At 43.6% G+C, this 26,434-nt stretch carries 34 protein-coding genes; all 34 read left to right on the top strand.

Annotation, left to right across the window (positions count from 1 at the left end):
- The first annotated feature begins 20 nt into the window (after nt 1–20).
- The 34 genes from rplA to rpmJ all read left to right on the top strand — a co-directional run bounded on the left by rplA (nt 21) and on the right by rpmJ (nt 26,399).
- Nucleotides 21–713, top strand: coding sequence for a 50S ribosomal protein L1 (gene rplA / locus F7D20_RS06480; RefSeq protein WP_158463333.1), 693 nt, complete (start codon nt 21–23; stop codon nt 711–713).
- 18 nt (nt 714–731) lie between these two features.
- Entirely contained in the window at nt 732–1,250 is a 519-nt protein-coding gene (rplJ, locus tag F7D20_RS06475; RefSeq protein ID WP_158463332.1) for a 50S ribosomal protein L10, read from the top strand.
- 54 nt (nt 1,251–1,304) lie between these two features.
- Nucleotides 1,305–1,682, top strand: coding sequence for a 50S ribosomal protein L7/L12 (gene rplL, locus F7D20_RS06470; protein ID WP_158463331.1), 378 nt, complete (start codon nt 1,305–1,307; stop codon nt 1,680–1,682).
- 104 nt (nt 1,683–1,786) lie between these two features.
- Nucleotides 1,787–5,599 (top strand): DNA-directed RNA polymerase subunit beta, encoded by a 3,813-nt coding sequence (rpoB, locus tag F7D20_RS06465; protein ID WP_158463330.1) that lies wholly within the window; start codon nt 1,787–1,789, stop codon nt 5,597–5,599.
- A 31-nt stretch (nt 5,600–5,630) separates the two neighbouring features.
- Nucleotides 5,631–9,962, top strand: a complete 4,332-nt coding sequence (gene rpoC / locus F7D20_RS06460; RefSeq protein ID WP_158463329.1) for a DNA-directed RNA polymerase subunit beta' — start codon at nt 5,631–5,633, stop codon at nt 9,960–9,962.
- A 662-nt stretch (nt 9,963–10,624) separates the two neighbouring features.
- Nucleotides 10,625–10,945 carry a DUF3467 domain-containing protein gene (locus F7D20_RS06455; protein WP_022252579.1) on the top strand — a complete coding sequence of 107 codons (321 nt, stop codon included), beginning with the start codon at nt 10,625–10,627 and terminating at the stop codon, nt 10,943–10,945.
- Between the two features lie 401 nt (nt 10,946–11,346).
- Nucleotides 11,347–11,727 (top strand): 30S ribosomal protein S12, encoded by a 381-nt coding sequence (gene rpsL / locus F7D20_RS06450; protein WP_006848839.1) that lies wholly within the window; start codon nt 11,347–11,349, stop codon nt 11,725–11,727.
- A gap of 184 nt (nt 11,728–11,911) precedes the next feature.
- Nucleotides 11,912–12,388 (top strand): 30S ribosomal protein S7, encoded by a 477-nt coding sequence (gene rpsG, locus F7D20_RS06445; RefSeq protein WP_158463328.1) that lies wholly within the window; start codon nt 11,912–11,914, stop codon nt 12,386–12,388.
- A gap of 23 nt (nt 12,389–12,411) precedes the next feature.
- Nucleotides 12,412–14,526: an elongation factor G gene (gene fusA / locus F7D20_RS06440; protein WP_158463327.1), complete on the top strand. Its 2,115-nt coding sequence runs from the start codon at nt 12,412–12,414 to the stop codon at nt 14,524–14,526.
- Between the two features lie 112 nt (nt 14,527–14,638).
- Nucleotides 14,639–14,944 carry a 30S ribosomal protein S10 gene (gene rpsJ / locus F7D20_RS06435; protein ID WP_006283658.1) on the top strand — a complete coding sequence of 102 codons (306 nt, stop codon included), beginning with the start codon at nt 14,639–14,641 and terminating at the stop codon, nt 14,942–14,944.
- Nucleotides 14,945–14,964: 20 nt separating this feature from the next.
- Nucleotides 14,965–15,579 (top strand): 50S ribosomal protein L3, encoded by a 615-nt coding sequence (gene rplC, locus F7D20_RS06430; protein ID WP_158463326.1) that lies wholly within the window; start codon nt 14,965–14,967, stop codon nt 15,577–15,579.
- The gene (rplD, locus tag F7D20_RS06425; RefSeq protein WP_158463325.1) at nt 15,579–16,208 is read left to right on the top strand and encodes a 50S ribosomal protein L4; all 630 of its coding nucleotides are present in this window, start codon (nt 15,579–15,581) and stop codon (nt 16,206–16,208) included. Before rplC ends, rplD begins: the two co-directional genes overlap by 1 nt.
- 17 nt (nt 16,209–16,225) lie before the next feature.
- Nucleotides 16,226–16,519 carry a 50S ribosomal protein L23 gene (rplW, locus tag F7D20_RS06420; RefSeq protein WP_158463324.1) on the top strand — a complete coding sequence of 98 codons (294 nt, stop codon included), beginning with the start codon at nt 16,226–16,228 and terminating at the stop codon, nt 16,517–16,519.
- Between the two features lie 8 nt (nt 16,520–16,527).
- Nucleotides 16,528–17,355 (top strand): 50S ribosomal protein L2, encoded by an 828-nt coding sequence (gene rplB / locus F7D20_RS06415; protein WP_158463323.1) that lies wholly within the window; start codon nt 16,528–16,530, stop codon nt 17,353–17,355.
- Between the two features lie 10 nt (nt 17,356–17,365).
- Nucleotides 17,366–17,632: a 30S ribosomal protein S19 gene (rpsS, locus tag F7D20_RS06410; protein WP_006848832.1), complete on the top strand. Its 267-nt coding sequence runs from the start codon at nt 17,366–17,368 to the stop codon at nt 17,630–17,632.
- Between the two features lie 33 nt (nt 17,633–17,665).
- Entirely contained in the window at nt 17,666–18,070 is a 405-nt protein-coding gene (rplV, locus tag F7D20_RS06405) for a 50S ribosomal protein L22 (protein ID WP_022252006.1), read from the top strand.
- Nucleotides 18,071–18,078: 8 nt separating this feature from the next.
- On the top strand, nt 18,079–18,807 hold the full coding sequence (gene rpsC, locus F7D20_RS06400; RefSeq protein ID WP_022252007.1) for a 30S ribosomal protein S3: 729 nt from the start codon (nt 18,079–18,081) through the stop codon (nt 18,805–18,807).
- 14 nt (nt 18,808–18,821) lie between these two features.
- Entirely contained in the window at nt 18,822–19,250 is a 429-nt protein-coding gene (rplP, locus tag F7D20_RS06395; protein WP_022252008.1) for a 50S ribosomal protein L16, read from the top strand.
- 2 nt (nt 19,251–19,252) lie between these two features.
- On the top strand, nt 19,253–19,447 hold the full coding sequence (rpmC, locus tag F7D20_RS06390) for a 50S ribosomal protein L29 (protein WP_022252009.1): 195 nt from the start codon (nt 19,253–19,255) through the stop codon (nt 19,445–19,447).
- Between the two features lie 2 nt (nt 19,448–19,449).
- Nucleotides 19,450–19,716 (top strand): 30S ribosomal protein S17, encoded by a 267-nt coding sequence (gene rpsQ, locus F7D20_RS06385; RefSeq protein ID WP_158463322.1) that lies wholly within the window; start codon nt 19,450–19,452, stop codon nt 19,714–19,716.
- Between the two features lie 2 nt (nt 19,717–19,718).
- A complete protein-coding gene (rplN, locus tag F7D20_RS06380) occupies nt 19,719–20,084 on the top strand; it encodes a 50S ribosomal protein L14 (protein WP_022252011.1) in 366 nt (121 codons plus the stop codon).
- Between the two features lie 19 nt (nt 20,085–20,103).
- Nucleotides 20,104–20,421, top strand: a complete 318-nt coding sequence (gene rplX / locus F7D20_RS06375; RefSeq protein WP_022252012.1) for a 50S ribosomal protein L24 — start codon at nt 20,104–20,106, stop codon at nt 20,419–20,421.
- Entirely contained in the window at nt 20,421–20,975 is a 555-nt protein-coding gene (gene rplE, locus F7D20_RS06370; protein ID WP_022252013.1) for a 50S ribosomal protein L5, read from the top strand. The genes rplX and rplE overlap by 1 nt, the downstream gene beginning before the upstream one ends.
- Nucleotides 20,976–20,980: 5 nt before the next feature.
- Nucleotides 20,981–21,283: a 30S ribosomal protein S14 gene (rpsN, locus tag F7D20_RS06365; RefSeq protein WP_158463321.1), complete on the top strand. Its 303-nt coding sequence runs from the start codon at nt 20,981–20,983 to the stop codon at nt 21,281–21,283.
- Between the two features lie 75 nt (nt 21,284–21,358).
- On the top strand, nt 21,359–21,754 hold the full coding sequence (gene rpsH / locus F7D20_RS06360; RefSeq protein ID WP_022252015.1) for a 30S ribosomal protein S8: 396 nt from the start codon (nt 21,359–21,361) through the stop codon (nt 21,752–21,754).
- Nucleotides 21,755–21,769: 15 nt separating this feature from the next.
- Nucleotides 21,770–22,342 carry a 50S ribosomal protein L6 gene (gene rplF / locus F7D20_RS06355; protein WP_158463320.1) on the top strand — a complete coding sequence of 191 codons (573 nt, stop codon included), beginning with the start codon at nt 21,770–21,772 and terminating at the stop codon, nt 22,340–22,342.
- An 18-nt stretch (nt 22,343–22,360) separates the two neighbouring features.
- Nucleotides 22,361–22,705 (top strand): 50S ribosomal protein L18, encoded by a 345-nt coding sequence (gene rplR / locus F7D20_RS06350; RefSeq protein WP_022252017.1) that lies wholly within the window; start codon nt 22,361–22,363, stop codon nt 22,703–22,705.
- A 6-nt stretch (nt 22,706–22,711) separates the two neighbouring features.
- Entirely contained in the window at nt 22,712–23,224 is a 513-nt protein-coding gene (gene rpsE, locus F7D20_RS06345) for a 30S ribosomal protein S5 (protein WP_158463319.1), read from the top strand.
- 16 nt (nt 23,225–23,240) lie between these two features.
- Nucleotides 23,241–23,417: a 50S ribosomal protein L30 gene (gene rpmD / locus F7D20_RS06340; protein ID WP_006848818.1), complete on the top strand. Its 177-nt coding sequence runs from the start codon at nt 23,241–23,243 to the stop codon at nt 23,415–23,417.
- A gap of 27 nt (nt 23,418–23,444) precedes the next feature.
- A complete protein-coding gene (gene rplO, locus F7D20_RS06335) occupies nt 23,445–23,891 on the top strand; it encodes a 50S ribosomal protein L15 (RefSeq protein WP_022252019.1) in 447 nt (148 codons plus the stop codon).
- A 4-nt stretch (nt 23,892–23,895) separates the two neighbouring features.
- Complete coding sequence (gene secY / locus F7D20_RS06330) at nt 23,896–25,233, top strand: preprotein translocase subunit SecY (RefSeq protein WP_158463318.1); 1,338 nt, start codon at nt 23,896–23,898, stop codon at nt 25,231–25,233.
- Nucleotides 25,234–25,248: 15 nt separating this feature from the next.
- Nucleotides 25,249–26,049 carry a type I methionyl aminopeptidase gene (map, locus tag F7D20_RS06325; RefSeq protein WP_158463317.1) on the top strand — a complete coding sequence of 267 codons (801 nt, stop codon included), beginning with the start codon at nt 25,249–25,251 and terminating at the stop codon, nt 26,047–26,049.
- A gap of 2 nt (nt 26,050–26,051) precedes the next feature.
- The gene (gene infA / locus F7D20_RS06320; protein WP_006848815.1) at nt 26,052–26,270 is read left to right on the top strand and encodes a translation initiation factor IF-1; all 219 of its coding nucleotides are present in this window, start codon (nt 26,052–26,054) and stop codon (nt 26,268–26,270) included.
- 12 nt (nt 26,271–26,282) lie between these two features.
- On the top strand, nt 26,283–26,399 hold the full coding sequence (gene rpmJ, locus F7D20_RS06315; protein ID WP_006848814.1) for a 50S ribosomal protein L36: 117 nt from the start codon (nt 26,283–26,285) through the stop codon (nt 26,397–26,399).
- Nucleotides 26,400–26,434: the final 35 nt, after the last annotated feature.

Here is a 26,434-nt window from a genome sequence, read left to right as displayed (position 1 = left end):
TTATAACTTCAATTAGAAAAATGAGTAAACTGACAAAAAATCAAAAATCAGTAGCTGATAAGGTTGAAGCAGGGAAGGCATACACATTGAAAGAGGCTGCAGAGTTAGTTAAGGAAATTACCACAACCAAATTTGATGCATCTCTGGATATTGATGTACGCTTGGGTGTAGACCCACGTAAGGCTAACCAGATGGTTCGTGGCGTTGTTTCATTGCCAAACGGAACTGGTAAGGTTACCCGTGTGCTCGCGCTTTGTACTCCTGATCAGGAAGCTGCTGCTAAGGAAGCAGGTGCTGATTATGTTGGTCTCGACGAATACGTTGAAAAGATCAAGGGTGGATGGACAGATATTGATGTCATCATCACTATGCCTTCTTGCATGGGTAAGATTGGTCCTTTGGGTCGCGTGCTTGGTCCTCGTGGCTTGATGCCTAACCCTAAGAGTGGCACTGTAACTATGGACGTTGCTAAGGCAGTTAAGGAAGTTAAGCAAGGTAAGATTGACTTTAAGGTTGATAAGGCTGGTATTATCCACACATCAATCGGTAAGGTAGGCATGACAGCTGAGCAGATCTACGGAAATGCTAAGGAGTTTATTGCAACCGTTATCAAGTTGAAGCCTGCTGCTGCTAAAGGTACATATATCAAGAGTATCTTTATTTCAAGCACTATGAGTAAGGGTATCAAGATTGATCCTAAATCAGTTGAATAACTCTAAAAGTTTTGTAAAATGAAGAAAGAAATTAAAGATACCATTATCACCGAACTTGGACAGAAGATTAAGGAGTATCCTCACTTCTATCTTGTAGACGTTACAGGATTGAATGCTGAGAAGACCAGCAATCTTCGTCGTAAGTGCTTCAAGAGTGAAATCAAGATGGTTGTTGTTAAGAACAACTTGCTTCACAAGGCGTTTGAGGCTTCTGACATCGATTTCTCTGAGTTGTACGGAAGTTTGAAGGGTAATACAGCTGTGTTGTTCACTAACACTGCTAATGTACCAGCTAAAATGCTGAAAGAGTATGACAAGGAAGGTATCCCAGCTTTGAAGGCTGCTTATGCAGAAGAAAGCTTCTATGTAGGTGCCGATAAACTTGGAGAACTCGCAGCACTCAAGAGCAAGAATGAGGTTATCGCTGAAATTGTGGCTTTGCTTCAGTCTCCAGCGAAGAACGTTGTATCTGCTCTTCAATCAGGAAGCAACACCATCCATGGTGTGCTTAAGACATTGGGCGAGCGTCCTGAGTAATCTCACAATGTTATTAAATTAATTAGTATAAACAAAATTTAAATTAGAATAAAAATGGCAGATATTAAAGCTATTGCAGAAGAGTTAGTAAATCTTACTGTTAAGGAAGTTAATGAGTTGGCAACAGTCCTCAAGGACGAGTATGGTATTGAGCCTGCTGCTGCAGCTGTAGCTGTAGCTGCTGGTCCTGCTGCTGGTGGTGCAGCTGCAGCTGAGGAGAAGTCTTCTTTCGACGTTGTCCTCGCTGAGGTTGGTGCTACAAAGCTCCAGGTTGTAAAGGCCGTTAAGGAGGCTTGTGGTCTCGGTTTGAAGGAGGCTAAGGATCTCGTAGACGGTGCTCCTTCTACAATCAAGGAAGGCGTTGCTAAGGACGAGGCTGAGAACTTGAAGAAGGCTATCGAGGCAGCTGGTGCTAAGGTAGAGCTCAAGTAATTTAGAGTTTACATCTCTTAATATATGGTTAGGATTCTCCCAGTAGGCGAGTCCTAACCTTTTTGTGTCTTTTATTATTTTGATAAACCATTTAATAACTTCTAATGGCTACAAAAATTGTTGATAACAGAGTAAATTTTGCCAGCGTTCATAATCCGTACCCATATCCGGATTTCCTCGATGTGCAGTTAAAGTCTTTTAAAGACTTCTTACAGTTGGATACTCCGCCTGAGGAACGCAAGAATGACGGTTTGTATAAGGTGTTCTCTGAGAACTTCCCTATCACCGATACTCGTAATAATTTCGTTCTTGAGTTCTTGGATTACTATATTGACCCTCCACGCTATACTATTGATGAGTGCTTGGAGAGAGGTCTTACGTATAGTGTACCTTTGAAGGCTAAGATGAAACTTTACTGTACAGACCCAGATCATGAGGATTTCGGTACTTTCATTCAGGATGTATTCTTGGGTACTATTCCTTACATGACAGAGAACGGTACTTTCGTCATCAATGGTGCTGAGCGTGTTGTTGTATCGCAGTTGCATCGTTCACCTGGTGTGTTCTTCGGTCAGGGCGTTCATGCCAATGGTACTGTGCTTTATTCTGCACGTATTATTCCATTCAAGGGTAGTTGGATAGAGTTTGCTACAGATATCAACAATGTGATGTATGCTTACATCGACCGTAAGAAGAAGTTGCCTGTAACAACCTTGCTCCGTGCTATTGGTTATGAGCAGGATAAGGACATCCTTCAGATTTTCGACCTTGCTGAGGAGGTAAAGGTGAATAAGAAAAACATGAAGGCTGCCATCGGTCGTAAGTTGGCTGCTCGTGTATTGAAGAGTTGGAATGAGGACTTCGTTGATGAGGATACCGGCGAGGTTGTTTCTATCGAACGTAATGAGGTGATCATGGAGCGTGAGACAGAACTTACTGCTGAGAATATCGACGAAATCTGTGATAGTGGAGCTTCTACTGTGCTGTTGCATAAGGACGAGGAGGCTGCCAATAAGTACACTATCATCTTCAATACTTTGGCCAAGGATCCAAGTAACTCAGAGAAGGAAGCTGTTACTTATATCTATCGCCAGTTGCGCAATGCTGATCCTGCCGATGATGCAAGTGCTCGTGAGGTGTTCCAGAACCTCTTTTTCTCTGATAAGCGATATGACTTGGGTGAGGTAGGCCGTTATCGTATTAATAAGAAATTAGGTCTCGATACTGATATGGACGTTCGTGTTTTGACAAAGGACGACATTATCGAGATTATCAAATATTTGATTCAGCTGGTTAACTCCAATGCTACAGTTGACGATATTGACCACTTGTCAAATCGTCGTGTACGCACTGTTGGTGAACAGTTGGCTAACCAGTTCTCTATTGGTTTGGCTCGTATGAGCCGTACTATCCGTGAACGTATGAACGTTCGCGACAATGAGGTGTTTACCCCTACCGATTTGATCAACGCAAAGACTATCTCAAGTGTTATCAACTCATTCTTCGGTACCAACCCATTGTCTCAGTTTATGGACCAGACCAACCCTCTGGCAGAGGTTACACATAAGCGTCGTCTCTCAGCATTGGGTCCTGGCGGTTTGTCACGTGAGCGTGCGGGGTTTGAGGTTCGTGACGTTCACTATACCCATTATGGTCGTCTTTGTCCTATTGAGAGTCCTGAAGGTCCTAACATCGGTTTGATTTCTTCACTCTGTATGTATGCAAAGATTAATGACCTTGGATTTATCATCACTCCTTATCGTAAGGTAACAGACAGTAAGGTGGATATGGACAACAAGGATGTGGTATATCTCACTGCTGAGGATGAGGAGAATAAGATTATCGGTCAGGGAAATGCTCCTTTGACGGAAGATGGTACATTCATCCGTGATGTTGTAAAATGTCGTCAGGATGCTGATTATCCAGTTGTAGAGCCTTCTGAGGTTGACCTTGTTGATGTGTCTCCCCAGCAGATTGCTTCTGTTTCTGCTGGTCTGATTCCTTTCTTGGAGCATGATGATGGTCACCGTGCGCTGATGGGATGTAACATGATGCGTCAGGCTGTTCCATTGCTTCACAACGATGCTCCTATAGTAGGAACTGGTTTGGAGAAGCAGGTATGTGAGGATTCTCGTACCATGGTTACTGCTGAGGGTGAGGGTGTTATCGAATATGTAGATGCTACTACTATCCGTATCCTTTACGATCGTACAGAGGAAGAGGAATTTGTAAGCTTCGAGCCAGCTTTGAAGGAGTATCGCATTCCAAAGTTCCGCCGTACCAATCAGAATATGACTATCGACCTCCGTCCTATCTGTAATAAGGGACAGCGTGTCAAAAAGGGTGATATCCTGACAGAGGGTTATGCAACCGAGAATGGAGAGTTGGCATTGGGCCGCAACCTGCTTGTAGCTTATATTCCTTGGAAGGGTTACAACTATGAGGATGCTGTCGTTATCTCAGAGCGTATGGTTCGCGAGGATGTGCTTACTTCTGTACACGTAGACGAGTATTCACTTGATGTTCGTGAGACCAAGCGTGGTATGGAGGAGTTTACCAGCGATATTCCTAACGTTAGCGAGGAAGCGACAAAGGATTTGGATGATAATGGTATCGTACGTGTTGGTGCTCGTATTGAGCCCGGTGATATCATGATTGGTAAGATTTCTCCTAAGGGTGAGAGCGATCCTTCTCCTGAAGAGAAGTTGCTTCGTGCTATCTTTGGTGACAAGGCAGGCGATGTGAAGGATTCTTCATTGAAGGCTAACCCATCACTAAGTGGTGTTGTTATTGACAAGAAACTCTTCTCTCGTGCTATTAAAACTCGAGAGTCAAAGAAGCAGGACAAGATTATTCTTGCCAAGATTGACGAGGAATACGAGGCAAAGAACGATGACTTGAAAGATATCCTTGTTGACAAGTTGCTCACATTGACCGAGGGTAAGGTTTCTCAGGGTGTGAAGGATTATACTGGTGCTGAAATCATCACCAAGGGCAGCAAGTTTACTACTGCTGCGCTGAAGAACCTGGAATATGATGGCGTTCAGTCAAACAACTGGACTGATGACGATCATACCAATGGTTTGATTCAGACTCTGATTATGAACTATATCCGCAAGTACAAGCAGCTTGATGCAGAACTGAAGCGTCGCAAGTTTGCAATTACTATTGGTGATGAACTTCCTTCTGGTATTCTTCAGATGGCTAAGGTTTACATTGCCAAGAAGCGTAAGATTCAGGTAGGTGATAAACTTGCAGGTCGTCATGGTAATAAGGGTATTGTGTCTAAGGTTGTGCGCACAGAGGATATGCCATTTATGGCAGATGGACGTCCCGTTGATATGGTGTTGAACCCATTGGGTGTGCCTTCTCGTATGAACTTGGGGCAGATCTTTGAGTGTATTCTTGGTGCTGCCGGTAAGAAGTTGGGTGTTAAGTTTGCTACTCCTATCTTCGATGGTGCTAAGCTTGATGATCTCTCAGTATGGACAGACAAGGCTGGCTTGCCACGTTTCTGCTCTACATATCTTTACGATGGTGAGACTGGTGAGCAGTTCGACCAGCCTGCTACTGTTGGTATGACTTACTTCTTGAAATTGGGTCATATGGTAGAGGACAAGATGCACGCTCGTTCTATCGGTCCTTACTCTCTCATCACACAGCAGCCACTTGGTGGTAAAGCCCAGTTTGGTGGTCAGCGATTTGGAGAGATGGAGGTTTGGGCCATCGAGGCATTCGGCGCAAGCCACGTACTGCAGGAGATCCTGACTATCAAGTCGGATGATGTTGTAGGTCGTAGCAAGGCATATGAGGCTATCGTTAAGGGCGACCCAATGCCAACTCCTGGTATTCCTGAGTCTCTCAACGTATTGCTCCATGAGCTTCGTGGTCTTGGTCTGAGCATCAAACTTGATTAATTTTGAGAACCCCTAATTTAGATATAGAAACATGGCTTTCAAAAAAGATACAAAGGTAAAGAATAATTTTACGAAGATTACCATCGGTCTTGCCTCTCCTGAGGAGATCCTGGAAAATTCGTATGGTGAGGTTACAAAGCCCGAAACCATTAATTATCGTACATATAAGCCCGAACGTGACGGACTTTTCTGCGAGCGCATCTTTGGTCCTACCAAGGACTATGAGTGTGCTTGCGGTAAGTATAAGCGTATCCGTTACAAGGGTATCGTCTGTGACCGATGTGGTGTTGAGGTGACCGAGAAGAAGGTCCGTCGTGAACGTTCTGGTCATATTGAACTGGTTGTGCCAGTGGCTCACATCTGGTATTTCCGTTCATTGCCTAACAAAATTGGCTATCTCTTAGGTATGCCTACCAAGAAGCTTGATGCTGTCATTTACTACGAGAAGTATGTTGTAGTACAGCCAGGTGCGCTGGCTGGCAGAAAGGATGCTGATGGTTTGGAATTGAATGGTTCTCATACTCTCGACCTTCTTACAGAGGATGAGTATATCGATATCATCGACAATCAGTTGAGCCCAGATAACGACCGTCTTCCTGATGAGGATCCAAACAAGTTTATTGCAAAGATGGGTGCTGAGGCTATTTATCAGTTGCTGCAGAACTTGGATCTCGACTCTCTGTCATACGAGTTACGCGACCGTGCTAGCAATGATTCAAGCCAGCAGCGTAAGACTGAGGCTCTGAAGCGTCTTCAAGTTGTAGAAGGCTTCCGTGCCAGCAAGGGTATCAACCGTCCTGAGTGGATGGTTATGAAGATCATCCCTGTAACTCCTCCTGAACTCCGTCCATTGGTACCTCTGGATGGAGGTCGTTTTGCTACTTCAGATCTCAATGACCTCTATCGTCGTGTTATAATTCGTAACAATCGTTTGAAGCGATTGGTGGAAATCAAGGCTCCAGAGGTAATCCTCCGTAATGAGAAGCGTATGCTGCAGGAGGCTGTTGACAGTTTGTTCGACAACTCTCGCAAGAGCTCTGCTGTGAAGAGCGAAAGCAACCGCCCATTGAAATCTCTTTCTGACTCATTGAAGGGTAAGCAGGGTCGTTTCCGTCAGAACTTGCTGGGTAAGCGTGTCGACTATTCTGCTCGATCGGTAATCGTTGTAGGTCCTGAGTTGAAGATGGGTGAATGTGGTCTTCCTAAGTTGATGGCTGCCGAGCTTTATAAGCCATTCATTATCCGCAAGCTCATAGAACGTGGTATTGTGAAGACTGTAAAGAGCGCCAAGAAGATTGTTGATCGTCGTGAGCCAGTGATCTGGGATATTCTCGAGAATGTGATGAAGGGTCATCCTGTTATGCTCAACCGTGCTCCTACTCTTCACCGTCTTGGTATCCAGGCTTTCCAGCCTAAGATGATCGAAGGTAAGGCTATTCAGTTGCACCCATTGGCATGTACAGCCTTCAACGCTGACTTCGATGGTGACCAGATGGCTGTTCACCTTCCTTTGAGCAATGAGGCTGTTCTCGAGGCACAGATTTTGATGCTTCAGAGTCATAACATCTTGAACCCAGCCAATGGTGCTCCTATCACCGTTCCTTCACAGGATATGGTGCTCGGTCTTTATTACATCACCAAGATTCGTCCAGGAGCCAAGGGTGAGGGCTTGTCTTTCTATGGTCCTGAAGAGGCTTTGATTGCACGCAATGAGGGACGTTGCGACTTGCACGCGCCTGTAAAGGTTATTGTCAACGACCTCGTAGATGGCAAGTTGCAGAAGCGTATGGTTGAGACATCTGTAGGTCGTGTTATTGTAAACCAGATTATTCCAGAGGAAGTAGGCTTCTTCAATGATGTTATTTCAAAGAAGACTTTGCGCGGACTTATTTCTGATGTAATCAAGGCTGTCGGTATGGCACAGGCCTGCGAGTTCCTCGATGGTATCAAGAACCTCGGTTATCGTATGGCTTACGTTGCCGGTCTTTCGTTCAACCTTGGTGATATCATTATTCCACCAGAGAAGGAAGAAATCGTGGCTAAGGGTCATAAGGAGATTGAGGAAATCACCAATAACTATAATATGGGTTTCATTACCGATAAGGAGCGTTACAACCAGGTTATCGATACCTGGACTCATGTAAACACCAACCTTGGTAATGTGCTGATGAAGGAAATGACCGAGGCTGATCAGGGATTCAACGCTGTGTATATGATGCTTGACTCTGGAGCCCGTGGTTCTAAGGACCAGATTAAGCAGTTGTCTGGTATGCGTGGTTTGATGGCTAAGCCTCAGAAGGCAGGTGCTGAAGGTGCTCAAATTATTGAGAACCCAATTCTGTCTAACTTCAAGGAGGGTATGTCTGTGTTGGAGTACTTCATTTCTTCACACGGTGCCCGTAAGGGTCTTGCTGATACCGCTATGAAGACTGCCGATGCTGGTTACCTGACACGTCGTCTTGTCGATGTGTCCCATGATGTGATTATTTCTGAGGAGGACTGTGGTACCTTGCGTGGTTTGGTTTGTACAGCCTTGAAGAACGGTGACGAGGTGATTTCTACTTTGTATGAGCGTATCCTCGGTCGTGTATCTGTACATGATGTTATTCATCCTACAACTGGCGAGTTGATTGTACGTGCCGGTGAGGAGATAACAGAGGCTAAGGCCAAAGCTATCGAAGATTCTCCTATTGAGAGTGTTGAGATTCGCTCGGTACTTACCTGCGAGAGCAAGAAGGGTGTCTGCATGAAATGTTATGGCCGTAATTTGGCTACTGCCCGCATGGTACAGTTGGGTGAGGCTGTAGGTGTCATCGCAGCTCAAGCTATTGGTGAGCCAGGTACACAGCTTACTCTTCGTACATTCCACGCCGGTGGTATTGCTTCTAACGCGGCTGCCAATGCTAAGATAGAGGCTAAGAATAAATCACGAATCGAGTTCGATGAGTTGAGCACAGTTCCATTTGTAGAAGAAGACGAGGAAGGCAATGACGTAAAGTGCGAGATGGTAGTAAGCCACTTGGCAGAAATCCGATTTGTCGATCCTAATACAAATATCGTTCTTTCAACATTGAACGTTCCTTATGGTTCTTCACTCTATCACAAGGAAGGTGAGGTCGTTGATAAGGGCACTGTTATTGCCAAGTGGGACCCATTCAATGCCGTTATCGTAAGCCAGTATGCTGGTACATTGAAGTTCAATGACGTTCAGGAGGGTGTTACCTACCGTGCTGAGACTGATGAAACCACCGGTCTTACCGAGAAGATTATCACCGACTCCAAGAATAAGACCATGGTTCCTTCTTGTGATGTTGTTGATGCTAACGGACAGGTATTGGGTACATACAACTTCCCAGTGGGTGGACACGTAGCCGTAGAAGATGGTCAGACTATCAAGACGGGTGAGACCTTGGTGAAAATTCCACGTGCCGTAGGTGGTGCTGGTGATATCACTGGTGGTCTTCCACGTGTAACTGAGTTGTTTGAGGCTCGTAACCCATCAAACCCTGCTGTTGTTTCTGAAATCGACGGTGAGATTACCATGGGTAAGGTAAAGCGTGGTAACCGTGAGATTATTGTTACATCCAAGACTGGCGACCAGAAAAAGTATCTCGTATCTCTTTCTAAGCAGATTCTGGTTCAGGAGCATGATGCCGTTCGTGCTGGTACACCTCTTTCTGATGGTGTCGTGACTCCAGGCGATATTCTTGCTATCAAGGGCCCTACTGCCGTACAGGAGTACATTGTCAACCAGGTTCAGGACGTTTATCGTCTTCAGGGTGTGGCTATTAACGACAAGCATTTTGAGATCATCGTTCGTCAGATGATGCGTAAGGTTCGTATTGATGATCCGGGTGATACTACATTCTTGGAGCAAGAATTGGTAGATAAACTCGATTTTGCCGAGGAGAATGATCGTATCTGGGGCAAGAAGGTTGTTACCGACGCTGGTGACAGTGAGAATCTCAAACCTGGCCAGATTATTACAGCTCGCAGACTGCGTGATGAGAATTCTGGTCTGAAGCGTCGTGATATGAAGTTGGTTCAGGTCCGTGACGCTGTAGCTGCAACATCTACTCAGATACTCCAGGGTATTACTCGTGCTGCTTTGGGTACTAAGAGCTTCATGAGTGCCGCTTCATTCCAGGAAACTACCAAGGTCTTGAATGAGGCTGCTATCCGTGGTAAGGTGGACTACCTTGAGGGTATGAAGGAGAATGTGATTTGTGGTCACTTGATTCCAGCTGGTACAGGCCTTCGCCAGTGGGAGAAGATTATTGTTGGCTCTAAGGAAGAATATGAGCGCATGCAGGCTAATCGCAAGAACGTGCTTGATTATTCTGACTCCGGCATGGGAGAGTAATCTTAGTATTTGATAAAATAAAAGGGATATGTCAGTAATGGCATATCCCTTTTTGTATCTATATAATTGTAGATAAAAATAGTTTTTTCTAAAGTAGCATTGTAACCTTTGTTATCATGTCAAGGTGAATGTTTCGCGTTTTCCTTGCCTGTCATATTCCGTAGTAATAGCTATTGGGTGGCAAAGTTACAATATGCATTTCTCCCATGTGTCGAAGAGTGTCGTAGAATGTCGTTAACTTCATGACTCAACGAAGCGCTTTGTTGCACCTTAACGAAGCGCTTCCTTAGCACCTAATGAAGCGCTTCCTTAACACTTAATGAAGCGCTTCGTTAGACTACAATAAATACTTCGTTGGATTTTATGCATGCGCTTCCTTTTGGAAGCATGTTTTTTGCAGGCACAAAGGATTTATTATGCACATATAGTTATGATTTCTGCTATTTTATAGTTGTTCTTTATATATAATATGTTTGCGCGCATGCGGACGTACATTATAATAAATGTGACAACCACGATATTTTGAAGTCGTTTATACGGGAGTGAAATTGCTGTTATTTGATGTGTATTTATTAAAAGCTGCAAAAAAGTTGCAGTTCTCAGATTTTTTATGTAAGTTTGCAACGTCAATAAAATTAATAACCTTATAAACTTAAAGAATTATGGAAGATAATAACAAGAACAATCAGAATCAGTTTCAGATGGGAATCAACCCCGAGGTAGCAGAAGGAATTTACTCAAACCTTGCGCTCATTACCCATTCCAGTTCGGACTTTATCCTCGATTTCGCCTGCGCACTCCCCGGAATGCCACAGCCGCAAATAAAGAGTCGCGTCATTATGGCACCTGAGCATGCCAAGCGTTTGTTGCAGGCTTTGCAGAGCAACATATACAATTATGAGCAGACATTTGGTAAGATCAAGATGCCTAATGAGCCAGAGCGTACAATCGCTCCATTCAATACTCCTAAGGGTGAAGCATAATTTGAAACAGAGATAATTAAAGGAGTTATGGCGTGTTCTATAGAAGTATGCAAATGAATGTGACAGTAATTAGTCCTTCGTTTCGTTTTCAAGCACACATCTGCCTTAACTCCTTTGATACCTTTAAGTTCTGAACCATTGAAAGTTTACCTCTTTTTTAGTTCAACTTCGTCTTTCTATTTGGTAAGTTGTATGTCATGAAATACTAAAAAGGCTTCTAAAAAACGCAACAAATAGTTATATAAAGTTAAATGTTGCGATTTTGAAAAGCTTCCTTTTTAATTAGTTAGGTGTTTTGCGAGAAAAGTCGTATCTTTGCACCCCGAAAACGGCCAGAAATATTTGGGACGTTATGGATTTGACAATAACAAAACAAAAATAATAAATTAAAAAGTAAAATTATGCCTACTATTTCACAATTGGTAAGAAAAGGCAGACGAGTTCTCGTAGACAAGAGCAAGTCACCAGCTTTGGATTCATGTCCTCAGCGTCGTGGTGTTTGTGTCCGTGTTTACACAACAACTCCAAAGAAGCCTAATTCGGCAATGCGTAAGGTTGCCCGTGTTCGTTTGACAAACTCTAAGGAGGTTAACTCTTACATCCCAGGAGAGGGTCACAACTTGCAGGAGCACTCAATCGTATTGGTTCGTGGCGGTCGTGTTAAGGACCTCCCTGGTGTACGTTATCACATCGTTCGTGGTACTCTTGATACCGCAGGTGTAGCAAACCGCACACAGCGTCGTTCTAAGTACGGAGCTAAGCGTCCAAAGGCAAAGAAGTAATCTTTGTAAAGCCGTAAAACCAAAGACTCACGACCGGAGAAGGTCGAGAGTTGAGGAAACAAAAACAAAATTTTTATTTCAAACGTTTTGCTGGAGAAGTAACAGGTTGAGTAAATACTCGGGTGCGAGTGTTGAAGAGACAATGAACAGCCCCATGCAGAATTTAATTTTTTTCTTTTAAAAAATGAGAAAAGCAAAACCAAAGAAGAGAGTGATCCTTCCAGATCCAGTCTTCAATGACCAAAAGGTCTCTAAATTCGTGAATCATTTGATGTATGACGGTAAGAAGAATACATCTTATGAGATTTTCTACAATGCACTTGATACCGTTAAGGCTAAGATGTCTAACGAGGAGAAGTCTGCCCTTGAGATTTGGAAGCAGGCCCTCGATAACATCACTCCACAGGTTGAGGTTAAGAGCCGTCGTATCGGTGGTGCTACCTTCCAGGTTCCTACAGAAATTCGTCCTGATCGCAAGGAGAGTATCTCTATGAAGAATCTTATTGCTTTCGCTCGTAAGCGTGGTGGTAAGACAATGGCAGACAAGTTGGCTGCTGAGATTATGGATGCTTACAACAATCAGGGTGGCGCATACAAGCGTAAGGAAGATATGCACCGCATGGCTGAGGCTAACCGTGCATTTGCTCACTTTAGATTCTAATTTAATAAATAGGTAAAAAGAAAATGGCAAATCGCGATTTACATTTGACACGTAATATCGGTATTATGGCTCACATCGATGCCGGTAAAACAACAACATCAGAGCGTATCTTGTTCTACACTGGTAAAACTCACAAGATTGGTGAGGTGCACGATGGTGCAGCTACCATGGACTGGATGGCTCAGGAGCAGGAACGTGGTATTACTATTACCTCTGCTGCTACAACTTGTAACTGGAACTATCTTGGCAAGTCTTACAAGATTAACTTGATCGATACTCCGGGACACGTTGACTTTACCGCCGAGGTTGAGCGTTCTCTCCGTGTACTTGATGGTGCTGTTGCTACATATTCTGCAGCTGATGGTGTACAGCCACAGTCTGAGACTGTATGGCGCCAGGCTGATAAGTATAATGTACCTCGTATTGGTTATGTAAACAAGATGGACCGTTCTGGTGCAAACTTCTTCGAGACAGTACAGCAGATGAAGGATATCTTGGGTGCTAATCCAATTGCTATTCAGATTCCTATTGGTGCAGAGGAAAACTTCAAGGGTGTAGTAGACCTCATCAAGATGAAGGCTATCCTTTGGCACGATGAAACCATGGGTGCTGAGTATGACGTAGAGGAAATTCCTGCTGACTTGGCTGACGAAGCTGCTGAGTGGCGTGATAAGTTGCTCGAGGGTGCTGCCAACTTTGATGACGAAGTAATGGAGCTTTATCTCGATGGTCAGGATATTCCTGAGGAGAAGATTCTCGCAGCTATCCGTAAGGGCTGCTGTGCTATGGAGTGCTGCCCAATGTTGCTCGGTTCTTCATACAAGAATAAGGGTGTTCAGCCTTTGCTCGACTATGTATGTGCATTCCTGCCTTCACCAATGGATACTCCTAATATCGTTGGTACCAACCCTGATACTGAGGAGGAAGAGGATCGTAAGCCTTCTGAGGATGAGCCAACATCAGCTCTTGCATTTAAGATCGCTACTGATCCATTTATGGGCCGCTTGGTATTCTTCCGTGTTTACTCAGGTAAGGTTGTTGCTGGTTCTTATGTTTACAACCCACGTTCTGGCAAGCGCGAGCGTATCAGCCGTCTGTTCCAGATGAACTCTAAGCAGGAGATTCCAATGGAGTCTATCGATGCTGGTGATATCGGTGCAGGTGTAGGTTTCAAGGATATCCGTACAGGTGATACACTCTGTGATGAGGATCACCCAATCGTATTGGAGTCTATGACATTCCCTGATACTGTGATTTCTATCGCAGTTGAGCCTAAGAGCCAGGCTGACATCGCTAAGATGGATAACGGTCTCGCTAAGTTGGCTGAAGAGGACCCAACCTTTACCGTACGTACCGACGAGCAGAGTGGTCAGACAATCATCTCTGGTATGGGTGAGCTCCACTTGGATATCATCATCGACCGTCTGAAGCGTGAGTTCAAGGTTGAGTGTAACCAGGGTAAGCCACAGGTTAACTATAAGGAGGCTATCACTAAGTTCGCTCAGAGCCGTGAGACTTACAAGAAGCAGTCTGGTGGTCGCGGTAAGTTCGCTTGTATTGATGTAACAATCGGTCCTAAGGACGAGGATTACAAGGAGGGCGACTTGCAGTTTATTAACGAGGTGAAGGGTGGTAACATTCCTAAGGAATTCATTCCATCAGTACAGAAGGGTTTTGCTGATTGTTTGTCTAATGGTGTTCTCGGTGGCTTCCCAATGACTGGTCTGAAGGTAACTTTGACCGATGGTAGTTTCCACCCAGTAGACTCTGATCAGTTGTCATTCGAGCTCGTTGCTCATCAGGCATTCAAGGTTCTCTGTCCTAAGGCTGGTCCTGTCCTGATGGAGCCTATCATGAAGGTTGAGGTTGTTACTCCAGAGGAGAACATGGGTGATGTTATCGGTGACTTGAACAAGCGTCGTGGTCTCGTTCAGGGTATGGAGGAAGGCCGCAGCGGTGCGCGTATCGTTAAGGCAATGGTTCCATTGGCAGAGATGTTCGGTTATGTGACAGCTTTGCGTACCATCACTTCTGGTCGTGCTACCAGCTCAATGGAGTATGATCACCATGCACCTCTCTCTTCAACAATTGCTAAGGCAGTGTTGGAAGAGGTTAAGGGTCACGCAGAACTCCTGTAATAAAGAAACAAATAGGTAAGATGAGGCGCTGCTTAGCGAATGACTCTTAAGCAGCGTACCTCTTCTTCCATTAGACTAAATCAATTCATATATTAATAACTTAATTTTAACAATGAGTCAGAAAATCAGAATTAAGCTGAAGTCCTACGACCACCAGTTGGTTGACAAGTCAGCTGAGAAGATTGTGAAGGCTGTTAAGGCTACAGGCGCTATCGTCAGCGGTCCTATTCCATTGCCAACACACAAGCGTATTTTTACTGTAAACCGCAGTACTTTCGTTAACAAGAAGTCTCGCGAGCAGTTCCAGCTCTCAGATTTCAAGCGTCTTATCGACATCTATAGCTCAACAGCTAAGACTGTAGATGCATTGATGAAGCTTGAGTTGCCAAGTGGTGTAGAAGTAGAAATCAAAGTCTAATTATTTAAAAGTAAATTGAAATGCCAGGATTAATTGGAAAAAAAATCGGAATGACATCCGTTTTCAGTGCCGACGGTAAGAATATTCCGTGCACTGTTATCGAAGTAGGTCCTTGTGTTGTAACCCAGGTAAAGACTTTAGAGAAAGACGGTTACAAGGCTTATCAGTTAGGTTTCGGCGAGGCTAAGGAGAATCGTACATCTCAGCCTATGATGGGAATCTTCAAGAAGGCAGGCACAACACCTAAGAAGTACTTGGCCGAGTTCAAGTTTGATGAGGAGTACAACCTCGGTGACACCATTACAGTTGAAATCTTCAACGACTGCAAGTTTGTTGATGTAATCGGTACATCTAAGGGTAAAGGCTTCCAGGGCGTTGTAAAGCGTCACGGATTCGGTGGTGTAGGTCAGTCTACTCACGGTCAGGATGACCGCGCTCGTAAACCGGGTTCTATCGGTGCATGTTCTTATCCTGCAAAGGTATTCAAGGGTATGCGCATGGGCGGCCAAATGGGAGGTGACAGAGTTACTACTCAGAACCTTCAGGTGTTAAAGGTAATTCCAGAGCAGAACCTCCTCGTAGTAAAGGGTTCGTTCGCTGGATGCAAAGGTTCAACTGTTTTAATTGAGAAATAATGGAAGTTAGCGTATTAGATATCAAAGGTCAGGAGACCGGCCGCAAGGTAGCTCTTAATGAGGCTGTTTTCGGTATTGAGCCTAACGATCACGTTCTCTATCTCGACGTAAAGCAGTATCTCGCTAACCAGCGTCAGGGTACAGCTAAGTCAAAGGAGAGAAGCGAAATGAGCGGCTCTACTCGTAAGCTTGGTCGTCAGAAAGGTGGCGGCGGTGCTCGTCGTGGTGACATCAACTCACCAGTACTCGTAGGTGGTGCTCGTGTTTTCGGTCCTAAGCCACGCGACTATCGCTTCAAACTTAATAAAAAAGTAAAGATTCTTGCTCGTAAGTCAGCCCTTTCTTACAAGGCTCAGGAGAATAGCATCTTATTGCTCGAAGACTTCTCTTTTGAGGCTCCAAAGACTAAAGAGTTCTTAAGTATTCTTAAGAATCTTGAAATTGAAGGCAAGAAGGTGCTCTTCGTTTTGCCAGAATCAAATAAAAACGTATATTTGTCCGCTCGTAACTTGCAGCGTGCTGAGGTTATCCTTGCATCAAATGTCAATTCGTATAAAGTTTTGAATGCTGATGTTGTAGTGATTACTGAAAAATCGCTCGAGACTATCGACCAAATCTTAACAAAGTAAAAAGGAGATATTAGAATATGGCATTTATTATCAAACCATTGGTTACTGAGAAGATGACCAAGATTACAGACAAGCAGCCTAACCGCTATGGCTTCGTTGTTCGTCCTGAGGCTAATAAGCTCGAGATTAAGAAGGAAATCGAAGGTCTGTATAATGTTACAGTAGTTGATGTGAACACAATTCGTTATGCCGGCAAGCGTTCTGCACGTTACACAAAGGCAGGTCTTGTTAAGGGTCAGAAGAATGCGTTCAAGAAGGCAATCGTTACTCTGAAAGAGGGCGAAACAATTGATTTTTACAGCAATATTTAATATAAGAAATGGCAGTACGTAAATTAAAACCCGTTACTCCGGGTCAAAGACACAAAGTTATTGGCACGTTCGAGGATATTACTGCATCCGTGCCAGAGAAGTCTCTCGTTTACGGTAAGCGTCATACCGGTGGTCGAAACAACACCGGTAAGATGACCGTTCGCTACATTGGTGGTGGCCATAAGCAGAAGTATCGTCTTATCGACTTCAAACGTGAGAAGGATGGTGTTCCAGCAGTTGTAAAGACGATCGAGTACGATCCTAATCGTTCAGCTCGCATCGCATTGCTTTACTATGCTGATGGTGAAAAACGTTACATTATTGCTCCTAACGGACTCCAGGTAGGCGCTACATTGATGTCAGGTGCTGACGCAGCTCCTGAGGTAGGTAACGCACTTCCTTTGGCAAACATTCCTGTAGGTACAGTGATTCACAACATTGAGTTGCGTCCAGGTCAGGGTGCTTTGTTGGTTCGTTCGGCTGGTAATTTTGCTCAGTTGACTTCTCGTGAGGGCAGTTATTGTGTAATTAAGCTCCCTTCTGGCGAGTTGCGCCAGATTTTGAGTGCTTGTAAAGCTACTATTGGTAGTGTAGGTAACTCTGACCACGCACTTGAGCAGTCTGGTAAGGCTGGTCGTTCACGCTGGTTGGGTCGTCGTCCTCACAACCGTGGTGTTGTTATGAACCCTGTTGATCACCCAATGGGTGGTGGTGAAGGTCGCCAGAGTGGTGGTCATCCACGTTCACGCAAGGGCTTGTATGCTAAGGGTCTCAAGACTCGCGCACCTAAGAAGCTTTCTAACAAGTATATTATTGAAAGAGCTAACAAAAAATAAAGAGTAAATTATGAGTCGTTCACTTAAAAAAGGTCCATACATCAACGTTTCTCTCGAGAAGAAAATTCTCGCTATGAACGAGAGTGGAAAGAAGAATGTTGTTAAGACATGGGCTCGAGCTTCAATGATATCTCCTGATTTCGTAGGACATACTGTTGCAGTTCATAACGGTAACAAATTTATCCCTGTTTATGTTACAGAGAATATGGTAGGCCACAAGCTTGGAGAGTTCGCTCCAACACGTCGCTTTGGCGGTCACTCTGGTAACAGAAAGTAATCGGGGTTAAACCAATTAAAATTTAAGTAAATAATGGGAGCAAGAAAACATATCGCGGCTGAAAAATTGAAAGAAGCCCGTAAAAACTTGTACTTCGCTAAATTGGTTGGCGTTCCTTCTTCTCCACGCAAGATGCGCTACGTTGTAGATATGATTCGTGGTATGGAAGTTAATCGCGCCCTCGGAGTACTTCGCTTCTCTAAGAAGCAAGCATCTGCTGACGTTGAGAAATTACTTCGTTCAGCTATCGCAAACTGGGAAGCTAAGAATGATCGCAAGGCTGAAGACGGTGAGCTTTATATTAGCAAGGTCTTCGTTGACGAAGGCGTTACAATGAAACGTATGAGACCTGCACCACAGGGTCGTGGTTATAGAATCCGTAAGCGTTCTAACCATGTAACTCTTTTTGTAGATGCAAAAACTAATGATGAAAAATAATAAGTAGAATGGGACAGAAAGTTAATCCGATTAGTAACCGACTTGGTATTATCCGTGGTTGGGATTCAAATTGGTTCGGTGGTAAGAACTTCGGTGACAACCTCGTTGAGGATCAGAAAATCCGTAAGTATCTTAACGAGCGTCTTGCAAAGGCAAGTGTTTCTCGTATCGTTATCGAACGTACATTGAAGCTTGTTACCATTACTATTTGCACAGCCCGTCCAGGTTTTGTCATTGGTAAAGGTGGTCAGGATGTAGATAAGTTGAAGGAAGAGTTGAAGAAGCTTTACAAGAAAGATATTCAGATCAACATCTTCGAGGTTAAGAAGCCTGAACTTGATGCTACTATCGTAGGTAAAAATATCGCAAGCCAGATTGAGCACATGATTGCTTATCGTCGTGCTATCAAGATGGCTGTTGCCAACACAATGCGTGCTGGTGCCGAGGGTATCAAGGTGCAGATTACAGGTCGTCTGAATGGTGCAGAAATGGCACGTAAGGAAATGTATAAAGAGGGTCGTACTCCTCTTCACACATTCCGCGCAGACATCGATTATTGCCAGTGCGAGGCTCTTACTAAGGTAGGTTTGCTTGGCATCAAGGTATGGATTTGCCGTGGTGAGGTTTATGGTAAGGCTGACCTTACACCTAACTTCGCTCAGGACAATAAGGGCAACAACCGTAATAACGGTCGCTCTAACCGCGGCGGTAATCGTAAGAGAAACAATAACCGTTAAATTAGAAAGCTATCATGTTACAGCCAAAAAGAGTAAAATATAGAAGACCTCAAGATGGTCGCGGCAACAAAGGCAACGCCCACAGAGGTACACAATTGGCATTCGGTTCTTTCGGTATCAAGACTCTTGAGCCAAAGTGGATCGATAGCCGTCAGATTGAGGCTGCTCGTGTGGCAGTAAACCGCTACATGAACCGCCAAGGTCAGGTCTGGATTCGTATCTTCCCTGATAAGCCTATCACTCGTAAGCCTGCTGATGTGCGTATGGGTAAAGGTAAGGGTGATCCAGCTGGATGGGTTGCACCTGTTACACCAGGTCGTATCCTCTTTGAAGTAGAAGGTGTAAGTTTCGACATTGCTAAGGAGGCTCTTCGTCTCGCAGCACAGAAACTTCCTGTAAAAACAAAATTTGTTGTTAGACGTGATTTCGATAAAAACGCTTAATTATGAAGATTAAAGAAGTAAAGGAACTCGAAACCAAGGAATTGGTAGAGAAATTGGAGAATGCTGTTGCAGCTTACAATCAGAAGAAGCTCAACCATAACATCACTCCTCTTGAGAATCCATCAGAGATTAAGGTTGCTCGTCGTGATATCGCACGTATGAAAACAGAACTTCGTCAGAGAGAACTTAACAAATAATAATGGTCCAGATGGAAACAAGAAATTTAAGAAAAGTAAGACAGGGTGTTGTCATCAGCAACAAAATGGATAAAACCATTGTTATTGCAGCTAAGTTCAAGGAGATGCACCCAATTTATGGTAAGTTTGTCCAGAAGACAAAGAAGTACCATGCACATGACGAGAAGAATGAGGCTAACGTAGGTGATACTGTTATGATCATGGAGACTCGTCCTCTGTCTAAGACAAAGAGATGGAGATTAGTACAAATCGTAGAAAAAGCTAAGTAATTATGATACAAGCAGAATCAAGACTTAATGTATGTGACAACAGCGGTGCTCGTGAGGCTCTTTGCATTCGTGTCCTCGGTGGTACAGGCCGTCGTTACGCAAGTGTTGGTGACGTGATTGTAGTTTCAGTCAAGAACGTCATTCCATCAAGTGATTTGAAGAAGGGTGCAGTATCAAAGGCTTTGATTGTTCGCACAAAGAAGGAGATTCGTCGTGCAGATGGTTCTTACATCCGTTTCGACGATAATGCTTGTGTACTGCTCAACAATGCTGGTGAGCTTCGTGGTAGCCGTATCTTTGGCCCTGTTGCTCGTGAGCTTCGTGCAGTAAATATGAAAGTCGTTTCTTTGGCACCTGAGGTTCTTTAATATTTTAAAATTAATAGTAATGAGTAAGTTACATATAAAGAAAGACGATAAGGTTATCGTTATTGCTGGTGCCGACAAGGGCAAGACTGGTAAGGTGCTCAAGGTCCTCGTTGATGACAATCGTGCCATCGTAGAGGGCGTACATATGGTGTCAAAGAGCACTAAGCCATCTGCTAAGAATCCTCAGGGAGGCATCATTAAGCAAGAGGCTCCTATTCATATCTCAAATTTGAGCTTGATTGATCCTAAGAGTGGCAAGGCTACTCGTGTGGCTATCAAGCACGAGGGTAAAAACGTTGTTCGCATCGCTAAAAAGTCAGGGGAGGAAATCAAGTAATGGATACAGCACAGTTAAAGAAAGTTTATAAGGAGACTATCGCTCCTTCTTTGCAGAAGCAGTTCAACTATGCCTCTGCTATGCAGATTCCAGCTCTCAAGAAGATTGTTATCAACCAGGGACTTGGTGATGCTACACAGGACAAGAAGATTGTTGATGTAGCAATCAATGAGATTACTGCTATCACAGGTCAGAAGGCAGTTGCCACATATTCAAAGAAGGATATCGCCAACTTCAAGCTTCGTAAGAAGATGCCTATCGGTGTAATGGTTACATTGCGTCGTGAGCGCATGTACGAGTTCCTTGAGAAGCTCGTTCGCGTTTCTCTGCCTCGTATCCGTGACTTCAAGGGTATTGAAAGCAAGTTTGATGGCCGTGGTAACTACACTTTGGGTATCACAGAGCAGATTATCTTCCCAGAGATTAACATTGATGAGATCGATCGTATCCAGGGTATGAACATCACTTTCGTTACATCAGCCAAGACTGACGAGGAAGGTTTTGCTCTCCTTAAGGCATTCGGTCTTCCATTCAAGAACGCAAACAAAGATTAAGAGATATGGCAAAAGAATCAATGAAAGCTCGCGAGGTTAAGCGTGCAAAGCTTGTAGCTCGTTACGCTGAAAAGCGCGCAGCACTGAAAAAGATTATTGCAACTTCTAATGATCCAGCCGAAGCATACGAGGCAGCTCGTAAGCTTCAGGCTATCCCTAAGAATGCAAACCCAATCCGTCTTCACAATCGTTGCAAGATTACTGGTCGTCCAAAGGGTTATATCCGTCAGTTTGGACTCTCTCGTATTCAGTTCCGTGAGATGGCTTCTGCTGGTTTGATTCCTGGTGTTAAGAAGGCAAGTTGGTAATCAATTATCAGACCCAAGAAAATTATTTTTTTAATATTGTCGGGGTAGTCCCGATTAATTAAATTTTTATATTTTATGACAGATCCAATAGCAGATTATCTGACAAGACTCAGAAACGCAATCATGGCTCATCACCGTGTTGTTGAAGTTCCTGCGTCTAACTTGAAGAAAGAGATCACAAAGATCCTCTTCGAGAAAGGTTACATCCTCAATTACAAGTTCATTGAGGATGGTCCACAGGGTACTATCAAAGTTGCTTTGAAGTACAATCCTACAACTAAGCAAAACGCTATCAAGTCTTTGAAGCGTGTGTCTACACCAGGTCTTCGTAAGTACACTGGTTACAAGGACATGCCGAGAGTAATTAACGGATTAGGTATTGCAATCTTATCTACATCCAAAGGTGTAATGACAGACAAAGAGGCTGCTGACCTTAAGATCGGTGGTGAGGTTCTTTGCTATATTTATTAATTTGGAGGATTTAATATGTCAAGAATAGGTAAATTGCCAATTAGTATTCCTGCTGGTGTTACTGTTAACTTTGATGCTAATTCAAATGTTGTTACAGTAAAGGGTCCTAAGGGTGAACTTTCACAGAAGATAGATCCTTCTATCAAGTTCAACAACCAGGACGGTCAGATAGTTTTCGAAATTGATGAGAACAGTCCAGTTAATCCTAAGCAGAAGCAAGCTTTCCATGGTCTGTATCGTTCACTTGTTCACAACATGGTTGTTGGTGTGAGTGAAGGTTATTCAAAGACTTTGGAGTTGGTTGGTGTTGGTTATCGTGTTTCTAACCAGGGCAACCTTATTGAGTTCGCTCTTGGTTATACACACCCTATCTTCATCCAGCTTCCTAAGGAGGTTAAGGTTGAGACTAAGTCTGAAAGAAATCAGAACCCTATCATAATTTTGGAGTCTTGCGACAAGCAATTGTTGGGACTTATTTGTGCAAAAATTCGTTCTTTCCGTAAGCCTGAGCCTTACAAGGGTAAGGGTATCCTGTTCCAGGGTGAAGTTATTCGCAGAAAGTCTGGTAAGAGCGCTGCTGCTAAGTAATTTTAATTTTTTACGATTATGACAACAAAGAAAGTTGAAAGACGAATTAAGATAAAGTTCCGTATTCGCAAGAACGTCAATGGAACTGCTGAGCGTCCACGTCTTAGTGTTTTCCGCTCTAACAAGCAGATTTATGCTCAGGTTATTAATGATTTGACTGGTACTACACTTGCATCTGCTTCTTCTCTCGGCATGGAAAAGATGCCAAAGCAGGAGCAGGCACAGAAAGTAGGTGAACTCGTAGCTGAGAAGGCAAAGGCTGCTGGTGTTGAGTCAGTAGTTTTTGATCGTAATGGTTATCTTTACCACGGTCGTGTAAAGGAGTTGGCTGATGGTGCTCGTAAGGGTGGTCTTAAATTTTAAACGATTATGGCAATGAATAAAGTAAAAGTTAATAGTGAAGTAGAACTGAAAGATCGCTTGGTTGCTATCAACCGTGTAACTAAGGTTACAAAGGGTGGTCGTACTTTCACATTCGCTGCTATCGTCGTTGTAGGTGACGGTAATGGCGTTATCGGTTATGGTCTTGGTAAGGCTGGTGAAGTAACAGCAGCAATTGCCAAGGGTACAGAGGCCGCTAAGAAGAACCTGGTTAAGGTTCCTGTATTGAAGGGTACTGTACCTCACGAGGTTGAAGTAGCTTATGGTGGTGCTAAGGTACTCTTGAAGCCTGCTGCTGCCGGTACCGGTTTGAAGGCCGGTGGTGCTATGCGTGCCGTTCTCGAGAGCGTAGGTGTTAAGGATGTCATTGCAAAGTCTAAGGGCTCTTCTAATGCTCATAACCTTGTAAAGGCTACTATCGCTGCTCTTGCTCAGATGCGTGATGCTTACACTGTAGCAGGTGAGCGTGGTATCAGTATGGATAAAGTATTTAACGGTTAATTAGGATAAATCAGATATGGCAACAATTAAAATCAAGCAGATTAAGAGTAAAATCGGTGCTCCAGTTGACCAGAAGCGTACACTCGCTTGCTTAGGTCTTCACAAGATTTCTCAGGTTGTTGAGGTTGAAGATACTCCTAGCAACCGTGGTATGATCCGTAAGGTTCATCACCTCGTAAGTGTAGTTGATTAATTAATCTTTTAAAGAATAAGAACGATTATGAAATTAAATAATTTGAAACCTGCTGCAGGTTCTACCCACTCACGTCGTCGTATTGGTCGTGGTCCAGGTTCTGGACTCGGTGGTACTTCTACTCGTGGTCATAAGGGTGCCAAAGCTCGTTCTGGTTATAAGAGAAAGATTGGTTTCGAAGGTGGTCAGATGCCTTTACAGCGTCGTGTTCCAAAGGCTGGTTTTAAGAACATCAACCATAAGGAGTATTTTGCTGTTAACCTTTCTACTCTTCAGGCTCTTGCTGAGGCAAAGAACCTTACCAAGATTGGTATCGCAGAGTTGAAGGCTGCAGGTCTCACCAGTGGCAAGGAGCTCGTTAAGGTGCTCGGCAATGGTGAATTGAAAGCTAAATTGGAAGTTGAAGCTAATGCATTCTCTAAGACTGCTGAAGAGGCAATCAAGGCAGTAGGTGGTAATGCAACTATAATCTAAGTAGATGAAAAAGTTTATTGAGACACTAAAGAACTGTTGGAAGATTGAGGACCTCCGTCAGAGACTCCTCATTACTCTTCTGTTTACGGCTATTTACCGTTTTGGCTCGTTTGTTGTGCTTCCTGGTATCAACCCGAGCATGTTGGACAAACTTCAGTCGCAGACCTCAGGCGGACTTATGTCGCTTCTGGACATGTTCTCTGGTGGTGCATTTTCCAATGCGTCTATTTTCGCATTAGGTATAATGCCATATATCTCAGCATCTATTGTTATGCAGCTTCTTGCTGTTGCTGTACCTTATTTCCAGAAGATGCAGCGTGAAGGTGAGAGTGGCCGTAAGAAAATACAGTGGTATACTAGAGCCTTGACAGTGGCCATTTTGGTCTTCCAGGCTCCAAGTTACCTTCTGAACCTGAAAATGCAAGCAGCTAATGCGCTTGCAACAGGTATCAGTTGGACTGTATTTATGATTCCTGCCACTATCATCTTGGCAGCAGGAAGTATGTTTATCCTTTGGTTAGGTGAGCGTATTACTGATAAGGGTGTTGGTAATGGTATCTCATTGATCATTATGATTGGTATCATCGCAAGATTGCCACAGGCTTTTGTACAGGAGGTTTCCTCTCGTCTGACAGCTATCTCTAGTGGTGGTATCATTATGTTTATCGTAGAGATCCTGATACTTTATGCTGTTGTTTGTGCTTCTATCCTTTTGGTACAGGGCACTCGCAAGGTTCCTGTTCAGTATGCCAAGCGTTTGGTAGGCAATAAGCAATATGGTGGTGCACGCCAGTACATCCCATTGAAGTTGTTTGCTGCCAACGTAATGCCTATCATCTTTGCTCAGGCTTTGATGTTCATTCCTTTGGCCGTTGTTCGCTATCAGTCTGAAAATGCCAGCAGTGTAGTACAGCAGTTGATGGATAATCGCAGTTTGTTGTATAATGTCATTTATGTATTTTTGGTTATTGCCTTTACATATTTCTATACAGCGATTACATTGAATCCTACTCAGATGGCAGAGGATATGAAACGTAACAATGGTTTCATTCCAGGTGTAAAGCCAGGAAAGGATACCGCTGAGTACATTGATACCGTCATGTCTCGTATTACTTTCCCAGGTTCTTTGTTTATAGCATTCATTGCTATTATGCCTGCTCTTGCAGGACTTCTCGATGTGCAGCAAGCCTTCTCTCAATTCTTTGGAGGTACATCTCTTCTGATTTTGGTAGGTGTTGTTATCGATACACTTCAGCAGATCGAAAGTCATTTGCTCATGCGCCACTATGATGGTTTGCTCAATTCGGGCCATACTCGTCAGGGCGGAGTAGCAGCATATTAATCTTTATCTTTTAGAATGCAGATATTTCTAAAGACAGAAGATGAAATCAACCTGATGCGCAAGGCCAACCAACTTGTTGGTTTGACTTTAGCAGAATTAGGTAAACATATAAAACCAGGTGTAACGACTCTCCAATTGGATAGGATTGCGGAGGAATTTATCCGAGATCATGGTGCGGTTCCTACGTTTAAGAATTTTCCTAATCCATTTGGAGAGCCTTTTCCCGCTAATATATGTACATCTATTAATGATGTAGTTGTACACGGAATTCCGAGTGAAGACGACGTACTAAGAGAGGGAGATATCATCTCTATTGATTGTGGTACTTTGCTTGATGGATTCAACGGAGACAGTTGTTATACCTTTTGTGTTGGTGAAGTCCATCCAGAAGTGAAGCAACTTCTTTCAGTAACAAAACAGTCTTTATATTTAGGTATAGAGAATGCTGTAGCAGGAAATCATGTTGGAGATATAGGTTTTTCCATACAGAGCTATTGTGAGTCTCACGGTTATGGCGTTGTACGCGAATTGGTGGGACACGGCATAGGTAAAGCCATGCATGAAGATCCTCCCGTCCCCAATTTTGGCAGACGCGGTAATGGAGTGATGCTTAAAGAAGGTATGTGCATTGCTATTGAACCTATGATTACGATGGGAAATAGGAAGATTGGACTTCTTCCAGACAAATGGGGAATTGCTACTGTTGACCATCAACCGGCTGCTCATTTTGAGCATACGATAGTTGTAAGAAAAGGTAAGGCTGAAATTTTATCTTCATTTCAAGAAGTAGAACATTTAGAAGGACAAAAAATTTAATTATGGCAAAACAGGCTGCTATAGAGCAAGATGGAACAATTGTAGAGGCTTTATCCAATGCTATGTTCCGCGTTGAGTTGGAGAATGGTGTAGATATTACTGCCCATATTTCCGGTAAAATGAGAATGCATTACATAAAGATCTTACCTGGCGACAAGGTAAAAGTGGAAATGAGTCCATACGACTTGACAAAAGGTAGAATAGTATTTAGATACAAATAATAATCATAAGGTATGAAGACAAGAGCATCTTTGAAGAAGCGTTCAGCTGACTGTAAGATTGTACGTCGTAAGGGTCGTCTGTTCGTTATTAACAAGAAAAACCCTAAGATGAAGTTACGTCAGGGTTAATGTTAAAGTTTTGTAAAAGTATGGTGGTTTCAAAA

The organism is Segatella copri, assembly GCF_009495355.1.
Taxonomy (GTDB): domain Bacteria; phylum Bacteroidota; class Bacteroidia; order Bacteroidales; family Bacteroidaceae; genus Prevotella.
Note: the sequence above shows the minus strand (reverse complement) of the source record. Positions and strands in the feature narration are given on the sequence as shown.

What these genes read in the sequence shown, in the direction of transcription:
- rplN (WP_022252011.1), top strand. Translation starts at nt 19,719, where the DNA reads ATGATACAAGCAGAATCAAGACTTAATGTATGTGACAACAGCGGTGCT.
- rpsC (WP_022252007.1), top strand. Translation starts at nt 18,079, where the DNA reads ATGGGACAGAAAGTTAATCCGATTAGTAACCGACTTGGTATTATCCGT.
- rpsE (WP_158463319.1), top strand. Translation starts at nt 22,712, where the DNA reads ATGGCAATGAATAAAGTAAAAGTTAATAGTGAAGTAGAACTGAAAGAT.
- fusA (WP_158463327.1), top strand. Translation starts at nt 12,412, where the DNA reads ATGGCAAATCGCGATTTACATTTGACACGTAATATCGGTATTATGGCT.
- F7D20_RS06455 (WP_022252579.1), top strand. Translation starts at nt 10,625, where the DNA reads ATGGAAGATAATAACAAGAACAATCAGAATCAGTTTCAGATGGGAATC.
- rplL (WP_158463331.1), top strand. Translation starts at nt 1,305, where the DNA reads ATGGCAGATATTAAAGCTATTGCAGAAGAGTTAGTAAATCTTACTGTT.
- rplX (WP_022252012.1), top strand. Translation starts at nt 20,104, where the DNA reads ATGAGTAAGTTACATATAAAGAAAGACGATAAGGTTATCGTTATTGCT.
- rpmD (WP_006848818.1), top strand. Translation starts at nt 23,241, where the DNA reads ATGGCAACAATTAAAATCAAGCAGATTAAGAGTAAAATCGGTGCTCCA.
- rpoB (WP_158463330.1), top strand. Translation starts at nt 1,787, where the DNA reads ATGGCTACAAAAATTGTTGATAACAGAGTAAATTTTGCCAGCGTTCAT.
- rpsN (WP_158463321.1), top strand. Translation starts at nt 20,981, where the DNA reads ATGGCAAAAGAATCAATGAAAGCTCGCGAGGTTAAGCGTGCAAAGCTT.
- rplB (WP_158463323.1), top strand. Translation starts at nt 16,528, where the DNA reads ATGGCAGTACGTAAATTAAAACCCGTTACTCCGGGTCAAAGACACAAA.
- rplP (WP_022252008.1), top strand. Translation starts at nt 18,822, where the DNA reads ATGTTACAGCCAAAAAGAGTAAAATATAGAAGACCTCAAGATGGTCGC.
- rplC (WP_158463326.1), top strand. Translation starts at nt 14,965, where the DNA reads ATGCCAGGATTAATTGGAAAAAAAATCGGAATGACATCCGTTTTCAGT.
- rplJ (WP_158463332.1), top strand. Translation starts at nt 732, where the DNA reads ATGAAGAAAGAAATTAAAGATACCATTATCACCGAACTTGGACAGAAG.
- rplR (WP_022252017.1), top strand. Translation starts at nt 22,361, where the DNA reads ATGACAACAAAGAAAGTTGAAAGACGAATTAAGATAAAGTTCCGTATT.
- rplD (WP_158463325.1), top strand. Translation starts at nt 15,579, where the DNA reads ATGGAAGTTAGCGTATTAGATATCAAAGGTCAGGAGACCGGCCGCAAG.
- rpmC (WP_022252009.1), top strand. Translation starts at nt 19,253, where the DNA reads ATGAAGATTAAAGAAGTAAAGGAACTCGAAACCAAGGAATTGGTAGAG.
- rpoC (WP_158463329.1), top strand. Translation starts at nt 5,631, where the DNA reads ATGGCTTTCAAAAAAGATACAAAGGTAAAGAATAATTTTACGAAGATT.
- rplW (WP_158463324.1), top strand. Translation starts at nt 16,226, where the DNA reads ATGGCATTTATTATCAAACCATTGGTTACTGAGAAGATGACCAAGATT.
- map (WP_158463317.1), top strand. Translation starts at nt 25,249, where the DNA reads ATGCAGATATTTCTAAAGACAGAAGATGAAATCAACCTGATGCGCAAG.
- secY (WP_158463318.1), top strand. Translation starts at nt 23,896, where the DNA reads ATGAAAAAGTTTATTGAGACACTAAAGAACTGTTGGAAGATTGAGGAC.
- rplV (WP_022252006.1), top strand. Translation starts at nt 17,666, where the DNA reads ATGGGAGCAAGAAAACATATCGCGGCTGAAAAATTGAAAGAAGCCCGT.
- rplA (WP_158463333.1), top strand. Translation starts at nt 21, where the DNA reads ATGAGTAAACTGACAAAAAATCAAAAATCAGTAGCTGATAAGGTTGAA.
- rpmJ (WP_006848814.1), top strand. Translation starts at nt 26,283, where the DNA reads ATGAAGACAAGAGCATCTTTGAAGAAGCGTTCAGCTGACTGTAAGATT.
- rpsQ (WP_158463322.1), top strand. Translation starts at nt 19,450, where the DNA reads ATGGTCCAGATGGAAACAAGAAATTTAAGAAAAGTAAGACAGGGTGTT.
- rpsJ (WP_006283658.1), top strand. Translation starts at nt 14,639, where the DNA reads ATGAGTCAGAAAATCAGAATTAAGCTGAAGTCCTACGACCACCAGTTG.
- rpsS (WP_006848832.1), top strand. Translation starts at nt 17,366, where the DNA reads ATGAGTCGTTCACTTAAAAAAGGTCCATACATCAACGTTTCTCTCGAG.
- rplE (WP_022252013.1), top strand. Translation starts at nt 20,421, where the DNA reads ATGGATACAGCACAGTTAAAGAAAGTTTATAAGGAGACTATCGCTCCT.
- rpsH (WP_022252015.1), top strand. Translation starts at nt 21,359, where the DNA reads ATGACAGATCCAATAGCAGATTATCTGACAAGACTCAGAAACGCAATC.
- rpsL (WP_006848839.1), top strand. Translation starts at nt 11,347, where the DNA reads ATGCCTACTATTTCACAATTGGTAAGAAAAGGCAGACGAGTTCTCGTA.
- rpsG (WP_158463328.1), top strand. Translation starts at nt 11,912, where the DNA reads ATGAGAAAAGCAAAACCAAAGAAGAGAGTGATCCTTCCAGATCCAGTC.
- rplF (WP_158463320.1), top strand. Translation starts at nt 21,770, where the DNA reads ATGTCAAGAATAGGTAAATTGCCAATTAGTATTCCTGCTGGTGTTACT.
- infA (WP_006848815.1), top strand. Translation starts at nt 26,052, where the DNA reads ATGGCAAAACAGGCTGCTATAGAGCAAGATGGAACAATTGTAGAGGCT.
- rplO (WP_022252019.1), top strand. Translation starts at nt 23,445, where the DNA reads ATGAAATTAAATAATTTGAAACCTGCTGCAGGTTCTACCCACTCACGT.